We start from the raw sequence: 15,500 nt of genomic DNA on the forward strand, positions 1-15,500 counted from the left end.
TCCGCCCGAGTCACCCCCGCCCGGCAGACGTGGCGCGGTACCCCCGGGATTTCTGCGACGTGAGCGCACCTCTGTGACCTGCGAGGCGACGAAATGTGGCGTCCATCTCATGGACCGGCGTAGTCAACGGGTGCGACCGGTGCTAGAAATGCCACATGTCGGACCCTTTCGACCGATTCGGGCGTATGGCATGGCGCTCCAAGGTCCGCCGGAGCCCGCGCAGCGTTGCCGGACAGGTCTTCCTTCTCCAGATCGCGCTGGTGGTACTGCTCGTGGTCTGCGGCGTCCTCGCTCTCGTCATGCAGTCCACGCGCGACACCAGCACGGAGGCCAGGCGCCGTTCCATAGCCGTGGCGCAGACCTTCGCGCACTCTCCCGGGATCCTCCAGGCGCTGCGTGCCCCGGATCCCTCGAAGGTGCTCCAGCCGCTCACGGAGGCGGGGCGCAAGTCGGCGGGCGTCGACTTCATCGTGGTGATGAACACCAAGGGCATCCGCTACACCCATCCCCTGCCGAGCAAGATCGGTCACCGGTTCGTGGGCCGGATCGGTCCCTCGCTGGCCGGGAAGGTCTACACGGAGAGCGTCCACGGCCCGCTGGGCCATGAGGTGCAGGCCACCGTTCCCATCGACGACGCCCATGGCAGGGTCACGGCCCTGGTCTCCGCCGGGCTGAAGGTGAAGCGCGTGACCAGCGCGGTGGACCGGCAGCTGCCGATCATCCTGGCCGCCGGGGCCGGCGCGCTCGTGGTCACCACCGGTGGCACGGCGCTGGTGGGCAGGCGGCTGCGGCGGCAGACGCACAGCCTGGCACCGGACGAGATGACCCGTATGTACGAGCACCACGACACGGTGCTGCACTCGGTGCGGGAGGGTGTGCTCATCGTCGATGCCGACCGGCGGATCCTGCTCGCCAACGACGAGGCGCGGCGGCTGCTGGAGCTGCCCGCCGACGTCGAGGGGCGTACGGTGCGGGAGCTGCCGGGGCTCGACCCCGCGATGACGGAGCTGCTGGTCTCCGGGCGGGAGGCCGGCGACGAGGTGCACTTCGCCGGAGGCCGGCTGCTGGCGGTCAACCAGCGGCCCACCGACCGCGCGGGGTGCCCCGAGGGCACCGTGGTGACGCTGCGCGACTCCACGGAGCTGCAGGCGGTGTCGGGCCGGGCGGAGGTCGCCCGGGAGCGCCTGGAGCTGCTGTACGACGCGGGACTGGGCATCGGGACCACCCTTGACGTGGTCCGCACGGCCGACGAGCTGGCGCGGGTCGCCGTCCCCCGCTTCGCCGACTTCGTCACCGTGGACGTGGCCGACGCCGTGCTGCACGGCGAGGAGCCGGGCCGGACGGCGACGGACATGCGACGGGTGGCTGTGAGCGGCATCCGGGACGACCATCCGCTCTACGAGAAGGGCCGGCTGATCGACTTTCTGCCCTCCACCCCGCAGGCGCGCGGCTACGACGCGGGCCGCTCGGAGCTGGTGACCGACCTGTCGGCCGCGCAGGACTGGCAGGCCCAGGATCCGGAGCGCGCCCGGCAGATCGTGGAATTCGGCATCCACTCGCTGGTCACCGCCCCGATCCAGGCCCGCGGTGTCGTGCTGGGCATGGTGAACTTCTGGCGGTCCAAGCGGGAGCCCTTCGACGAGGAGGAGCTGTCGCTGGCGGAGGAGCTGGTGGCCCGCGCTGCGGTGAGCATCGACAACGCCCGCCGGTACAGCCGTGAGCATGCCCTCGCGGTCACCCTGCAGCGCAGTCTGCTGCCGCGCACGCTGCCCGAGCAGAGCGCCTTGGAGGTGGGCTACCGCTATCTGCCCGCCCAGTCGGGTGTGAGCGGTGACTGGTTCGACGTGATCCCGCTGCCGGGCAGCCGGGTGGCGCTGGCGGTGGGCGATGTGGTCGGGCATGGGCTGCACGCGGCCGCCACGATGGGGCGGCTGCGGACCGCGGTGCACAACTTCTCCACGCTCGACCTGCCGCCCGACGAGCTGCTCAGCCATCTGGACGACCTGGTCGGCCGCATCGACCAGCACGAGGCCTGCCCGGAGACGTCCGGGGAGATCGTGGGCGCCACCTGCCTGTATGCGATCTACGACCCGGTGACGCGCCGCTGTGTCATGGCTCGTGCGGGGCATCTGGCGCCGGCGCTGGTCCACCCCGACGGCAGCGTCACCTTCCCGGAGGTGCCGGCCGGGCCGCCGCTGGGGCTGGGCGGCATGCCGTTCCAGACGGCCGAGCTGGACCTTCCCGAGGGCAGCCAGCTGGTGCTGTACACCGACGGCCTCATCGAGGACCGTACACGGGATCTGGACGTGGGCATGGAGCTGCTGCGCCGGGCGCTGGCGGGCCATCCGGACCGGACGCCGGAGGAGAGCTGTCAGGCGGTGCTGGAAGCGCTGCTGCCCGAGCGGCCGGTGGACGACGTGGCTCTGCTGATCGCGCGCACCCGGGCGCTGCCGGCCAGTCAGGTCGCCGACTGGGATGTGCCGCGCGACCCGGCGGCCGTGTCGGGTATGCGCGCCGCGGTCTCCGCGCAGCTCGATGGGTGGGGCCTGTCCGAGCTGGGCTTCGGTATGGAACTGGTGCTGAGCGAGCTGATCACCAACGCCATCCGGTACGGCTCCGATCCGATCCATGTGCGGCTGATCCATGACCGCCGCCTGATCTGCGAGGTGGCCGACGGCAGCAGTACCTCGCCGCACCTGCGGTACGCGGCGACGACCGACGAGGGCGGCCGGGGTCTGTTCCTGGTCTCGCAGCTGGCCGAGCGCTGGGGCACCCGCTACACGGACCAGGGCAAGGTGATCTGGGCGGAGCTGGCCGTGCCGGACGCGGGGACCCTGCCGGACCTGGGCGGGCTTCTCGTCGACGACATCGACTAGGGGGCGTGCGGACGGTCTCGGCATGGGCTCGCCGGCGGCGGCTCCTCTGCCGTCCTCGGCCCACCGGATGAGGTGCCCGAGGACGCGGGCCGGCCTTGCGGCGGGGCGGGCCCCGGGGGTGCCGGCCCCTGGGACGGGCAACGGCGGAGGGCCGCACCCCCGGCAACCGGGGATGCGGCCCTCACTGTCCTGCGCTGCCGCTTACTTGCGGATCAGGTTGCGCAGCACGTACTGCATGATGCCGCCGTTGCGGTAGTAGTCGGCCTCACCGGGGGTGTCGATGCGGACGACCGCGTCGAACTCCACACCGGTGTCGGTGGTGACCTTGACCGTGCGCGGCGTGGTGCCGTCGTTCAGCTCGGTGACGCCGGAGATGGAGAAGGTCTCCTCGCCGGTCAGACCGAGGGACTCGGCCGACTGGCCCTCCGGGAACTGGAGCGGGAGCACGCCCATGCCGATGAGGTTCGAGCGGTGGATGCGCTCGTACGACTCGGCGATGACGGCCTTGACGCCGAGGAGCGCGGTGCCCTTGGCGGCCCAGTCGCGGGACGAGCCGGAGCCGTACTCCTTGCCGGCCAGGACGACCAGCGGGATGCCGGCGGCCTGGTAGTTCTGGGAGGCGTCGTAGATGAAGGAGACCGGGCCGCCGTCCTGCGTGAAGTCGCGGGTGTAGCCGCCCTCGGTGCCCGGCGCGATCTGGTTGCGCAGGCGGATGTTGGCGAACGTACCGCGGATCATGACCTCGTGGTTGCCGCGGCGCGAGCCGTAGCTGTTGAAGTCGCGGCGCTCGACGCCGTGCTCCGTGAGGTACTGGCCGGCGGGGGTGTCGGCCTTGATGGCGCCGGCCGGGGAGATGTGGTCGGTGGTGACCGAGTCGCCGAGCTTGGCGAGGACGCGGGCGCCGGCGATGTCCTCGACCGGGGCCGGCTCCATGCCCATGCCCTCGAAGTACGGGGGCTTGCGGACGTAGGTGGACTGCGGGTCCCACTCGAAGGTGTTGCCGGTCGGGACCGGGAGGGACTGCCACTGGGCGTCGCCCGCGAAGACGTCCTGGTACGACTTCGAGAACATGTCCTCGCCGATGGCGCTGGCGACGACCTCGTTGACCTCGGCCTCGGAGGGCCAGATGTCCTTCAGGTAGACCGGGTTGCCGTCCTGGTCGGTGCCCAGGGCGTCACGGGTGATGTCCACCTTCATGGAGCCCGCGATGGCGTACGCGACGACCAGCGGCGGGGACGCCAGGTAGTTCATCTTGACGTCGGGGTTGATACGGCCCTCGAAGTTCCGGTTGCCGGAGAGGACCGAGGTGACGGCGAGGTCGTGGTCGTTGACGGCCTTGGAGACCTCCTCCGGCAGCGGGCCGGAGTTGCCGATGCAGGTGGTGCAGCCGTAGCCGACGAGGTTGAATCCCAGCTTGTCCAGGTACGGGGTGAGGCCGGCCTTCTCGAAGTAGTCGGTGACGACCTTCGAACCCGGGGCGAGGGTGGACTTGACCCACGGCTTGCGCGTCAGGCCCTTCTCGACCGCCTTCTTGGCGACGAGGGCGGCGCCGATCATGACGTACGGGTTGGAGGTGTTGGTGCAGGAGGTGATGGCCGCGACCGTCACCGCACCGTGGTCCAGCTCGTAGGTCGTGCCGTCGGGGGCGGTGACCTGGACCGGGTTGGACGGTACGGCGCCGGTGCCCTGGCCGTGCTGCGGGGCGCCCGCACCGTTCTCCTCGTGACCGTAGGCCGGGGCGTCGGAGGCCGGGAAGGACTCGGCGCTCGCCTCGTCGACCACGGAGTCGGCGGCGGCCGGCGTCTGCGCGACGGGAGCCTCGACGTAGTTGAGGACGTCCTTGGCGAACTGCTGGGCGGCCTCGGCCAGGACGATGCGGTCCTGCGGGCGCTTGGGGCCGGCGATGGAGGGGACGACCGTGGAGAGGTCCAGCTCCAGCTTCTCGGAGAAGTCCGGCTCGGCCTTCGGGTCCAGCCACAGGCCCTGCTGCTTGGCGTAGGCCTCGACGAGCGCGACCTGCTGGTCGGAGCGGCCGGTCAGGCGCAGGTAGTTCAGGGTCTCGTCGTCGATCGGGAAGATCGCGGCGGTGGAGCCGAACTCCGGGGACATGTTGCCGATGGTGGCGCGGTTGGCGAGCGAGGTGGCGGCGACGCCCTCGCCGTAGAACTCCACGAACTTGCCGACGACGCCGTGCTTGCGCAGCATCTCGGTGATGGTGAGCACAAGGTCGGTGGCGGTGGTGCCGGGCTGCAGCTCACCGGTGAGCTTGAAGCCGACGACGCGCGGGATGAGCATGGAGACCGGCTGGCCGAGCATGGCGGCCTCGGCCTCGATGCCGCCGACGCCCCAGCCGAGGACGCCGAGGCCGTTGACCATGGTGGTGTGCGAGTCGGTGCCGACCAGGGTGTCCGGGTAGGCCTTGCCGTCGCGGACCATCACGACACGGGCCAGGTGCTCGATGTTCACCTGGTGGACGATGCCGGTGCCGGGCGGGACGACCTTGAACTCGTCGAAGGCGGTCTGACCCCAGCGCAGGAACTGGTAGCGCTCCTTGTTGCGGCCGTACTCCAGCTCGACGTTCTGCTTGAAGGCGTCGTTGGTGCCGAACTTGTCGGCGATGACGGAGTGGTCGATGACCAGCTCGGCCGGCGCCAGCGGGTTGATCTTGGCGGGGTCGCCGCCGAGCTCCTTCACGGCCTCACGCATGGTCGCGAGGTCCACGACGCAGGGCACGCCGGTGAAGTCCTGCATGATCACGCGGGCCGGCGTGAACTGGATCTCCTGGCTGGGCTGGGCCTGGGAGTCCCAGTTGCCGAGGGCGCGGATGTGGTCGGCGGTGATGTTCGCGCCGTCCTCCGTGCGGAGCAGGTTCTCCAGCAGGACCTTGAGGCTGTACGGCAGGCGGGCCGAGCCCTCCACCTTGTCCAGCCGGAAGATCTCGTACGACTCGTCGCCCACCTGCAGCGTGCTGCGGGCGTCGAAGCTGTTCGCCGACACGACAGTCTCCTTCATTGATGTGCGCGTACCACCGTCAATCCTGCCGCCACGCCGGCTTGGCCGATCCGATAAGGTCAGGCTAAGTTAGGCAAGCCTTACTGGAGTGGCGGCTACGGTGCGCCTCGGCAGATATCTCGATGTCGAGATAACTCTAGTACATGGGCGCCGACTGGTCATGCCCAGCCCGGCCGTCCTGTCTCCGCGGAGGTGGCGAGGTCTCACTCGGCCTGGCCACGTTCGTGAGCGGGGCCGGTCCGTTCGGCGTGATGAACTCACGCCATGACGACACTGGCACCCCGGGTCCTCCGCGCACTTGAACAGTTCCATGCCGACCACCCCTGGGACCACAACGCCCACTACCACCAGTGGCTCCTGCGGCAGCTCCCCAGGCGCTTCGACAGCGCCCTGGACGTCGGATCCGGCAGCGGCGACCTGGCCAGGCTCTTGGCCACACGTGCCAGAACAGTGCAAGGAATCGACGCCGACCCGGCCATCGTCGCTCGCGCGCGGGAGCTCACCGCTCCGGATGCCCCCGTGACCTTCACCGTCGGCGATGCGCTCAGCGACATACCGGCCGGCTCCTACGACGTCATCACCTGCGTCGCCACCATCCACCATCTGCCGTTCAGTGACGCTCTCGCCCGCTTCCGTCAGCATCTGGCGCCCGGCGGAACCCTGGTCGTCGTCGGCCTCGCCCACGCACGGTCTCTCGGCGATCATCTACTCGGGGCCGCCGCCATTCCGTCGAACGTCGCCATGGCCTGGATCAAGAACAAGGGCCGCACGGCCCCGCGGCCGGCCTCCATGACCGCACCGACCCGGCCGGCGACCATGGGCTTCCCCGACATCGTTCGGGATGCCCGCCGCGTACTGCCCGGCGCACGGCTGCGCCGCCGGCTGTTCTGGCGCTACACCCTGGTCTGGCACCAGCGCTGACCGGCCGCTCGTCCAACCCCGGGTCAGCGCCCGACGACCGGCCGGCCGGGCGGCGGCTACCAGCTGCGCTCGGCGGTCATCTTGGCGGGGGCCAAGACGGACACGCGGCCGTGATCGCCGTAGACGGACTGCCGCCAGCGGGCGAAGACCCTGGCGGTGCGCTCCAGCTCGTCGTCCTCCCACACGCCGTAGTCGACCCACACGTCGGAGACCGTACGGCCGTCACTGCCGGCCGCGCGGACGCAGACCTTCTCCACATGGGCGGCGACGGCCGCGTCCGCCTTCGAGGCGCTCGCCTTCAGGTAGGCACGGAAGTCGCGGGTCATCGAGTACCACGGGTACCCGTCCGACGGCACCTGCCCGCCGTCCACCGTTTCGTCCTCCGTTTCGTCCGTGTCCTCCGTGCCGCCCTCGGACGGGCTCTGCGTCTCGCTGGTGAGGTCGGGCAGCTCCCGGTAGTCGTCGGATGTCTCGTCCGGCACCTCCTGGTCGTCGTCGGACGTCAGATCGGGCAGCCCCTGGTCGTCGCTCGTGGTGTCCGAAGGCTCCTGGCCGTCGGACGGGGCGTCCGTGATGTCGTCGCCCGTGTAGTCCGAAGGCTGCTCGGCGTCGCACAGCTCCCCGGCCACGGACGGCTGCGATGCCGGTCCGCCGCCGCCCGCCGCACCCGCGTGCTTGGCGCCGCAGGAGACGAGCGTGCAGCAGCCGACGAGCAACGCGGCGAGAACGTACCGATATGTCCTGGTCTTCATGTGCATCCCCCTTCGGGCTCTCAGAGGGACACGGGCGGGCCTGGGTTGCCTGGACGGTCGAACACCTGGGACATCGGCTGATTTGCCCGGATCTTTCCGGGTACCCACACGTCGTTGGGCGCCGCGCTATTGACAGACCGTCACCGGCATCACCCGAATGGACCCCCCAACGGGCGCCATCTCATATCTGAGATAACCTCAACCCCATGGCAGACGACTACCTCGTACGCATCGGCAAGCTCATCCGTGACGCCCGGCAACACCGAGGCTGGACACAGACGCAGCTGGCGGAGGCGCTCGGCACCAGTCAGAGCGCGGTCAACCGCATCGAGCGCGGGAACCAGAACATCAGCCTTGAGATGATCGCCCGAATCGGTGAAGCCCTGGACAGCGAGATCGTGTCGCTGGGATACGCGGGTCCGATGCATCTGCGCGTCGTCGGCGGCCGCCGGCTGTCCGGTGCCATCGACGTCAAGACCAGTAAGAACGCCTGTGTGGCACTGCTGTGCGCCTCGCTGCTCAACAAGGGGCGCACGGTGCTGCGCCGGGTCGCGCGGATCGAGGAGGTGTACCGCCTTCTGGAGGTGCTGAACTCCATTGGTGTGCGCACCCGCTGGATCAACGACGGCGTCGACCTGGAGCTGGTGCCGCCGGCCGAGCTGGAGATGGCGGCGATCGACGCGGACGCCGCCGTGCGCACCCGCTCCATCATCATGTTCCTCGGCCCGCTGCTGCACCGCATGGACCACTTCAAACTGCCGTACGCCGGCGGCTGCGACCTGGGCACGCGCACCATCGAGCCGCACATGATCGCGCTGCGCCGGTTCGGCCTCGACATCGCGGCCACCGAAGGGCAGTACCACGCGCGGGTCGACCGCACGGTCCGCCCCGACCGCCCGATCGTGCTGACCGAGCGCGGCGACACCGTGACCGAGAACGCGCTGCTGGCCGCCGCCCGGCACGACGGCGTGACGGTCATCCGCAACGCCTCCTCCAACTACATGGTCCAGGACCTGTGCTTCTTCCTGGAGGCCCTCGGCGTCAAGGTCGAGGGCATCGGCACCACCACGCTCACCGTGCACGGCGTGCCGAACATCGACGTCGACGTCGACTACTCCCCCTCCGAGGACCCGGTCGAGGCGATGAGCCTGCTGGCCGCCGCCGTGGTGACCGAGTCGGAGCTGACCGTGCGCCGGGTGCCGATCGAGTTCCTGGAGATCGAGCTGGCGGTGCTGGAGGAGATGGGTCTCGACCACGACCGCAGCCCCGAGTACTTCGCGGACAACGGCCGTACCCGCCTGGTGGACCTGACCGTCCGGCCCTCCAAGCTGGAGGCACCGATCGACAAGATCCACCCGATGCCGTTCCCGGGCCTGAACATCGACAACGTCCCGTTCTTCGCGGCCATCGCGGCGGTCGCGCAGGGCCAGACGCTCATCCACGACTGGGTCTACGACAACCGCGCGATCTACCTCACGGACCTCAACCGCCTCGGCGGCCGGCTGCAACTCCTCGACCCGCACCGGGTGCTGGTCGAGGGGCCGACCCGCTGGCGCGCGGCCGAGATGATGTGCCCGCCCGCCCTGCGCCCCGCCGTGGTCGTCCTGCTGGCGATGATGGCGGCCGAGGGCACCTCGGTCCTGCGCAATGTGTACGTCATCAACCGGGGTTACGAGGACCTCGCCGAGCGGCTGAACTCGATCGGCGCGCAGATCGAGATCTTCCGGGACATCTGAGCCCGCTCCCGGAATCGTTCACCGCACCCCTCGGTCCGCACACCCGGACCGAGGGGTGCACGGCTTCGGGGACCGCCGTTCGGGTGATTCCCGGTGTGCCCCATTCGTGCGTGCCACCAAGGAATATGCGCCCCCCGAGCGTTCTCCGTGCGCGGGGCGATCGACCAGAAGTGGCAGCCTCCCGTCTGCCTGGCCACACTGAATCTGCCGGTTCGTGATCAGAAAAGAACCAGTCACTGGCGTTTCACACGTTCTCCGGGAGATGGCATGGTGGAGCAGTCCTCCGAGGTCCACATAGCGGAGACCGAGCGCAGATTCGCGGAGGCACTGGCCGACGTCACGGGCGCCGAGCGAGTTCCGGTCGACAGCCATTTCTTCACCGACCTCGGCGCCAATTCCCTGGTCATGGCCCAGTTCTGCGCACGTCTGCGGAAGACAGCGGATCTGCCGTCCCCGTCCATGAAGGACATCTACCGGTATCCGACCATCCGCAGCCTGACGGCGGCCCTCGAACAGGCCGCTCCCGCGGCGCCCGCCGGAGCGGCGAGCACCGGAGCGGTGAACGCCGAAGTGGCGACCGCCCCGGCCGCCCCGGCAACCAGGACCCACTCGGCGCGCAAGGCGCCGCTGGTTTTGACGGAGCGCGGAAAGCGGCTGTGCCATCTTCTCTGCGGCACCATTCAGTTGGTGGTCTTCCTCGGATACTCCCTCGTCTCCGGGTTCGCCACCGCCGCGGGATACGAATGGATCGCCGCCGGTTCGGACCTGGCCGACGTCTATCTGCGGTCACTTGTCTTCGGAGGCATCGGGTTCCTCGTCCTGTGCGCGTTCCCGGTCGCCGCGAAATGGCTTCTCGTCGGCCGCTGGAAACCGGGTGAGTTTCCCGTCTGGGGCCTGACGTATCTGCGTTTCTGGCTCGTCAAGGTACTGCTCCACGCGAACCCGATGATTTTCCTCGTCGGAACCCCGCCGTACGTGCTGTATCTCCGGGCGCTCGGCGCACGGATCGGCAAGGGCGTCACGATCCTGTCCCATTCCGTCCCGGTCTGCACCGACCTGCTGACCATCGGTGCGGGCACCGTGATCCGCAAGGACTCGTTCCTCCTCGGTTACCGGGCCCACGCGGGACGCATCCAGACCGGCCGGATCACGCTCGGCCGGGACGTGTACATCGGCGAGAAGACCGTCCTGGACATCGACACCGCGATGGGCGACGGCGCACAGCTCGGTCATGCCTCCGCCCTGCACCGCGGTCAGGTGGTCCCGGACGGTGAGCACTGGCACGGCTCGCCGGCGGAGCCCACGCAGACCGACTACCTGCGGGTCGCGCCGGCCAGGTGCGGGACCGCCCGCCGGGCCTGGTTCGGCCTCGGGACGCTGCTGCAGCTGTTCCTCGTCGCCATACCGCTGACCGTCGGCGGGGTGTACATGCTGTTCACCGAGGTACCGGCGATCGGCAGCCGTCTCGATCCGCAGCTGGCCCCGCTGAAACGGTCGGAGCTGGTCCCGGACGCGCTGGAACTCTCGCTCGTGCTGTTCTTCGGCTTCGTGGTGCTGGGCCTGGTCGCCCTGTGCACCGTGCCGCGGCTGCTGGCTCTGGCCGTCAAGCCGGGCCGGGTCTATCCGCTGTACGGATTCCACTACGCGGTGCACCGGGCGACGGCTCGCATGACGAACATCAAGTTCTTCGCCTGGCTGTTCGGCGACAGCTCCTACATCGTCCACTATCTCCGGGGAATCGGGTACGACCTGTCGCGGGTCGAGCAGACCGGGTCGAACTTCGGCACCGAAGTGCAGCACGAGACCCCGTTCCTCGTCTCGGTGGGCAGCGGAACGATGGTGGCCGACGGACTGTCCGTCCTCAACGCCGACTACTCCAGTACGTCCTTCCGGCTGGCCCCCGCGTCGATCGGGCCCCGTAACTTCCTCGGCAACAACATCGCCTATCCCGCGGGCGGCAGAACGGGCGCCAACTGTCTGCTGGCGACGAAGGTGATGGTGCCCCTCGACGGCGAGATCCGGGAGAACGTGGGGCTCCTCGGCTCGCCCTGCTTCGAGATACCCCGGTCGGTGGAACGTGACGCGCGGTTCGACGACCTTCGCACCGGCGACGCACTGCACCGCAGTCTCGCCGGGAAGAACCGCTACAACCTCCGCTCGATGGCCGTCATGCTGGGCGCGCGGTGGCTGCACACCTTCGCCCTGACGCTGTTCGGGCTCGCGTCCGTGGATCTGTACGGAGTGCTCGGACATGTGGTGATCGCCGGGTATCTGGCCCTCACGCTCGCGTTCAGCACCCTCTACTTCGTCCTGGTGGAGCGGTGCATCCCGAGGTTCCGTGCGCTGCGGCCCCGGTTGTGCTCCATCTACGACCCGTACTTCTGGTGGCACGAGCGCCTGTGGAAGGTGCCGGACCACTACCTCAACCTCTTCAACGGCACGCCCTTCAAGGCCCTGGTCTGGCGGCTGCTGGGCGTCCGCATCGGCCGCAGGGTGTTCGACGACGGCTGCTACCTGACCGAACGCACCCTCACCACCATCGGCGACGAGTGCACCCTCAACGCCGGCAGCAAGATCCAGTGCCACTCGCAGGAGGACGGCACCTTCAAGTCCGACCGCTCCACGCTCGGCGCCGGCTGCACGCTGGGCGTCGGCGCCCATGTGCACTACGGCGTGACCATGGGCGACGGTGCGGTGCTGGCACCCGATTCCTTCCTCATGAAGGGCGAGGAAGTCCCGCCGGACGCCCGGTGGGGTGGCAATCCGGCCGTGGACATGCCGGAGGCCGGCAGCCGGCCGCACGGCACCGGCCGGGCCACGTCGACAGCCAACGCCCCTGCGGCGACCGCGAGTTGAGGAAGGACGTGCGATGGGAACGCGCGTGCAGACGGACCGGTCGGACCGGGAGTTCTGGAGTCGTGTACTGACCGCAGGCGGTGCCACCGCCGTGCCCCGCTGGGCACGGGAGCGGGTTGCCGGAACGGCCGAGCAGGAGGCGGCCGTCCCGGACGACCTGGCGGACGCGGTGCGCGCCCTGGTACGGCGGTCGGGCGTGCCGATCAGCGCGCTGCTGCTGGCGGCGCACGCCAAGGTGCTGGCCGCGCTGTCCGGCGAGCAGGAGGTGGTGACGGGGTACACCGCCGGAGTGCACGGCGAGCCGCTGCCGTGTCGTCTGACCGTCTCCCCCGGGTCCTGGCGGGACCTGGTGACGGCCACCGAGCACACCGAGGCGGAGCTCCTGGCGGCCCGTGAGTTCCCGGTGGCCCAGCTGCGCCGGGAACTGGGGCTGACGGAGCCCTCGTACGAGGTCGTGTTCGGGCCGATGGGCGACGACGAGGCGCACGGCGACGACGGTGTGCTGCACGTGCGCTGGTCCGACCGGGGCGGACGGCTGATGCTGCGCCTGAGGTACCGCACGGACGTGTTGGACGCCACGGCCGCGGCGCGGATCGGCGGCTACCATCTCACGGCGCTGCGGTCGATGGCGGCGGACGTGCACGCCGACCACACACGGCAGAGCCTGCTGTCGGCGGACGAGGTGCACGAGCAGCTGGAAGGCCTGGCCGGTCCCCGCCGGCCGCTGCCGGACGCGCGCGCACACGAACTCTTCGAGGAACGGGTACGGGCCCATCCGCAGGCGGTGGCGGCCGTGCACGGCGGGCGGGAGTGGACGTACGGCGAACTCAACCGGCGCGCCAACAGGCTGGCACGCGCGCTCAGGGCGAGGGGGCTCGGCGCGGAGGACGTGGTCGCCGTCGTCACCGAACGCAACCTCGACTGGCTGGCGGCGACGCTGGCGGTGTTCAAGGCGGGCGGCACCTACCTGCCGGTCGAACCGCACTTCCCGGCCGGCCGGATCACGGCAACGTTGTCGCGGGCGGGGTGCCGGCTGGTCCTGACCGAACCGGGCAGCACCCACACCCTCGACCAGGCGCTGGCCGCCCTGCCCGGATGCGAGAAGCTGCTGATCGACGCGGCGTACGCGGAACCGCACGAGGACGGCGATCTCGGCCTCCCGATCGACGCCGGCCGGCTGGCGTACATCTACTTCACCTCCGGCTCCACCGGCGAGCCGAAGGGGGCGATGTGCGAGCACGCCGGCATGCTCAACCATCTCCACGCCAAGATCGACGACCTGGGCATCGGTGAGGGAAGCGTCGTGGCGCAGACGGCGCCGCAGTGCTTCGACATCTCCCTGTGGCAGCTGATCTCGGCGCTGCTGGTCGGCGGCCGGACGCTGCTGGTCGAGCAGGACGTGATCACGGACGTGGAGCGGTTCGTCGACACCCTGGAGCGCGGCCGGGTCGGCGTGGTGCAGGTGGTGCCCTCCTACCTGGAGGCCGTGGTCTCGTACCTGGAGCGGCACCCCCGCACGCTGCCGGACCTGCGGTGTGTGTCGGTGACCGGAGAGGCGCTGAAACGGGAGCTGGTGCAGCGCTGGTTCGCGGTCCAGCCGGGGATCAGGCTGCTCAACGCCTACGGTCTGACGGAGACGTCGGACGACACCAACCACGAGGTCCTGGACGCCGTACCGGAACGGGTGCTGCTGGGGCGTGCGGTGGGCAATGTGCGCGTCTACGTCGTGGACGAGCATCTGTCACTGGTGCCGCTGGGCGCCCCGGGCCTGATCGCGTTCTCCGGTGTCTGCGTGGGCCGGGGGTACGTCAACGATCCCGAGCGGACCCGTGAGGCGTACCGGGCGGACCCGTACCGGCCCGGTGAGCGGCTCTACCTGGGCGGTGACTGGGGGCGCTGGCACCCCGGCGGCAAGCTGGAGTTCCTCGGCCGGCGGGACAACCAGGTCAAGATCCGGGGTTTCCGCATCGAGATCGGCGAGATCGAGAACTGTCTGCTGCGGGTGGACGGTGTACGGGACGGCGCGGTGGTCGTCGCCGAGCGGGCCGGCGGGAGCAAGCAGCTGATCGCCTTCTACACCGGCGCGCAGCAGCAGCCGGAGGTGCTGCGCGAGGCACTCGGCGCGGCGCTGCCCGCCTATATGGTCCCCTCGGCCTTCCACTGGCGGGACAGCCTTCCGCTGACCGCCAACGGCAAGACCGACCGCAAGGCCCTGACCGAGCTTGCAGAACGGGCGGCGCCGGCCCCCGAAGCGGACGCAGGGGGGCAGGATGTACTCAGCCCGGCCGAGCGGAGACTGGCGGCGGTCTGGGCCGAGCTGCTGGGGGTGCCCGAGCGGCAGATCGGCCGGACGGACCACTTCTTCGACTCCGGGGGCACCTCCCTGACCGCGGTCAAGCTCAGCATCGCGCTCGACCGCGCGGTGTCCCTGAAGGACATCACCCGGCACCCCGTGCTCGCCGACCTGGCCGCTCTCCTGGACGGCACGGCCCGGCAGCGCCCGGAGCTGCTGCAGCCGCTGACGACAGCGCGCGGTACGCCGGAATGCGCCCTGGTGTGCTTCCCCTACGCGGGCGGCAACGCGGTCAACTACCAGCCGATGGCGAGCGCGTTGGCGGGCAGCGGCATCGCGGTCCTCGCGGTCGAGCTGCCCGGTCACCACCTGGCCGCGCACCCCGAGCCGTTCGCGTCGATCGAGCAGGTGGCCGAGCAGGTCGCCGCCGAGATCACGGCGCGCGGCCTGACCCGGGTCATGCTGTGGGGCCACTCCTCCGGCACCGCGCCGGCCGTCGAGACGGCCAGGAGGCTGCAGGAGCGCGGTGTCCGGGTGACGCGGGTGTTCCTCGGTGCGCACCTGCTCGGCACCGCCGCCGACCGGAACGCCGCCATCGCCGAACTGGCGGGCCGCAGCGACGCCGAGGTCGCGGCGCAGCTGACCGCGGACGGCGGCTACGCCGAACTCGCGGAACTGAACGAGCAGCACGCCCGGCACATCGGTGCCGCCTACCGGCACGACTGTGTGTCCGCGCACACGTATTTCCGCGCCGTCCTGGAAAGCCCGCCGCCGGTGCGGCTGACCGCTCCCGTCCTGGCGGTGGTCGCCGCCGACGACCCGTACACGAAGGGTTACGCCCAGCACCACCGCGACTGGCTGCTCCTGGCCGAACACGTCGATCTGTACGAACTGGCCGACGGCGGCCACTACTTCCTCCGTACCCGTCCGGCCGAGGCGGCGCAGGCCGTCCTGAGTGCCGTCGTCCCCCTCGCCTCCTCCTGAACCCGCGGGGCCGAACCCCGTCGGACCCGAACCCGCCGGACTGATCCCGCCGGACCGATCCCGCCGGACC

7 protein-coding genes are annotated in these 15,500 nt (G+C 70.2%); 5 read left to right on the forward strand and 2 right to left on the reverse strand.

Annotation, left to right across the window (positions count from 1 at the left end; all coding sequences use genetic code 11):
• The first annotated feature begins 155 nt into the window (after positions 1-155).
• Complete coding sequence (locus tag ACIGXP_RS26250) at positions 156-2,876, forward strand: SpoIIE family protein phosphatase (RefSeq protein ID WP_399772164.1); 2,721 nt, start codon at positions 156-158, stop codon at positions 2,874-2,876.
• 201 nt (positions 2,877-3,077) lie between these two features.
• On the opposite strand, the gene ACIGXP_RS26255 is transcribed toward ACIGXP_RS26250, so the two are convergent.
• Positions 3,078-5,873 (reverse strand): aconitate hydratase, encoded by a 2,796-nt coding sequence (locus ACIGXP_RS26255; RefSeq protein ID WP_399772166.1) that lies wholly within the window; start codon positions 5,871-5,873, stop codon positions 3,078-3,080.
• A gap of 279 nt (positions 5,874-6,152) precedes the next feature.
• Between ACIGXP_RS26255 and ACIGXP_RS26260 the strand changes: the two genes are divergently transcribed.
• Positions 6,153-6,809: a class I SAM-dependent methyltransferase gene (locus tag ACIGXP_RS26260; RefSeq protein WP_399772168.1), complete on the forward strand. Its 657-nt coding sequence runs from the start codon at positions 6,153-6,155 to the stop codon at positions 6,807-6,809.
• 56 nt (positions 6,810-6,865) lie between these two features.
• On the opposite strand, the gene ACIGXP_RS26265 is transcribed toward ACIGXP_RS26260, so the two are convergent.
• Positions 6,866-7,561 (reverse strand): hypothetical protein, encoded by a 696-nt coding sequence (locus tag ACIGXP_RS26265; protein ID WP_399772170.1) that lies wholly within the window; start codon positions 7,559-7,561, stop codon positions 6,866-6,868.
• 206 nt (positions 7,562-7,767) lie between these two features.
• Between ACIGXP_RS26265 and ACIGXP_RS26270 the strand changes: the two genes are divergently transcribed.
• The 3 genes from ACIGXP_RS26270 to ACIGXP_RS26280 all read left to right on the forward strand — a co-directional run bounded on the left by ACIGXP_RS26270 (position 7,768) and on the right by ACIGXP_RS26280 (position 15,430).
• Positions 7,768-9,297 (forward strand): UDP-N-acetylglucosamine 1-carboxyvinyltransferase, encoded by a 1,530-nt coding sequence (locus ACIGXP_RS26270; RefSeq protein WP_363214688.1) that lies wholly within the window; start codon positions 7,768-7,770, stop codon positions 9,295-9,297.
• Positions 9,298-9,564: 267 nt separating this feature from the next.
• Positions 9,565-12,153, forward strand: a complete 2,589-nt coding sequence (locus tag ACIGXP_RS26275; protein ID WP_399772173.1) for a Pls/PosA family non-ribosomal peptide synthetase — start codon at positions 9,565-9,567, stop codon at positions 12,151-12,153.
• Between the two features lie 13 nt (positions 12,154-12,166).
• Positions 12,167-15,430 (forward strand): amino acid adenylation domain-containing protein, encoded by a 3,264-nt coding sequence (locus ACIGXP_RS26280; protein WP_399772176.1) that lies wholly within the window; start codon positions 12,167-12,169, stop codon positions 15,428-15,430.
• Positions 15,431-15,500: the final 70 nt, after the last annotated feature.

This window comes from Streptomyces sp. NPDC053069 (assembly GCF_044546895.1).
Classification (GTDB): Bacteria; Actinomycetota; Actinomycetes; order Streptomycetales; family Streptomycetaceae; genus Streptomyces.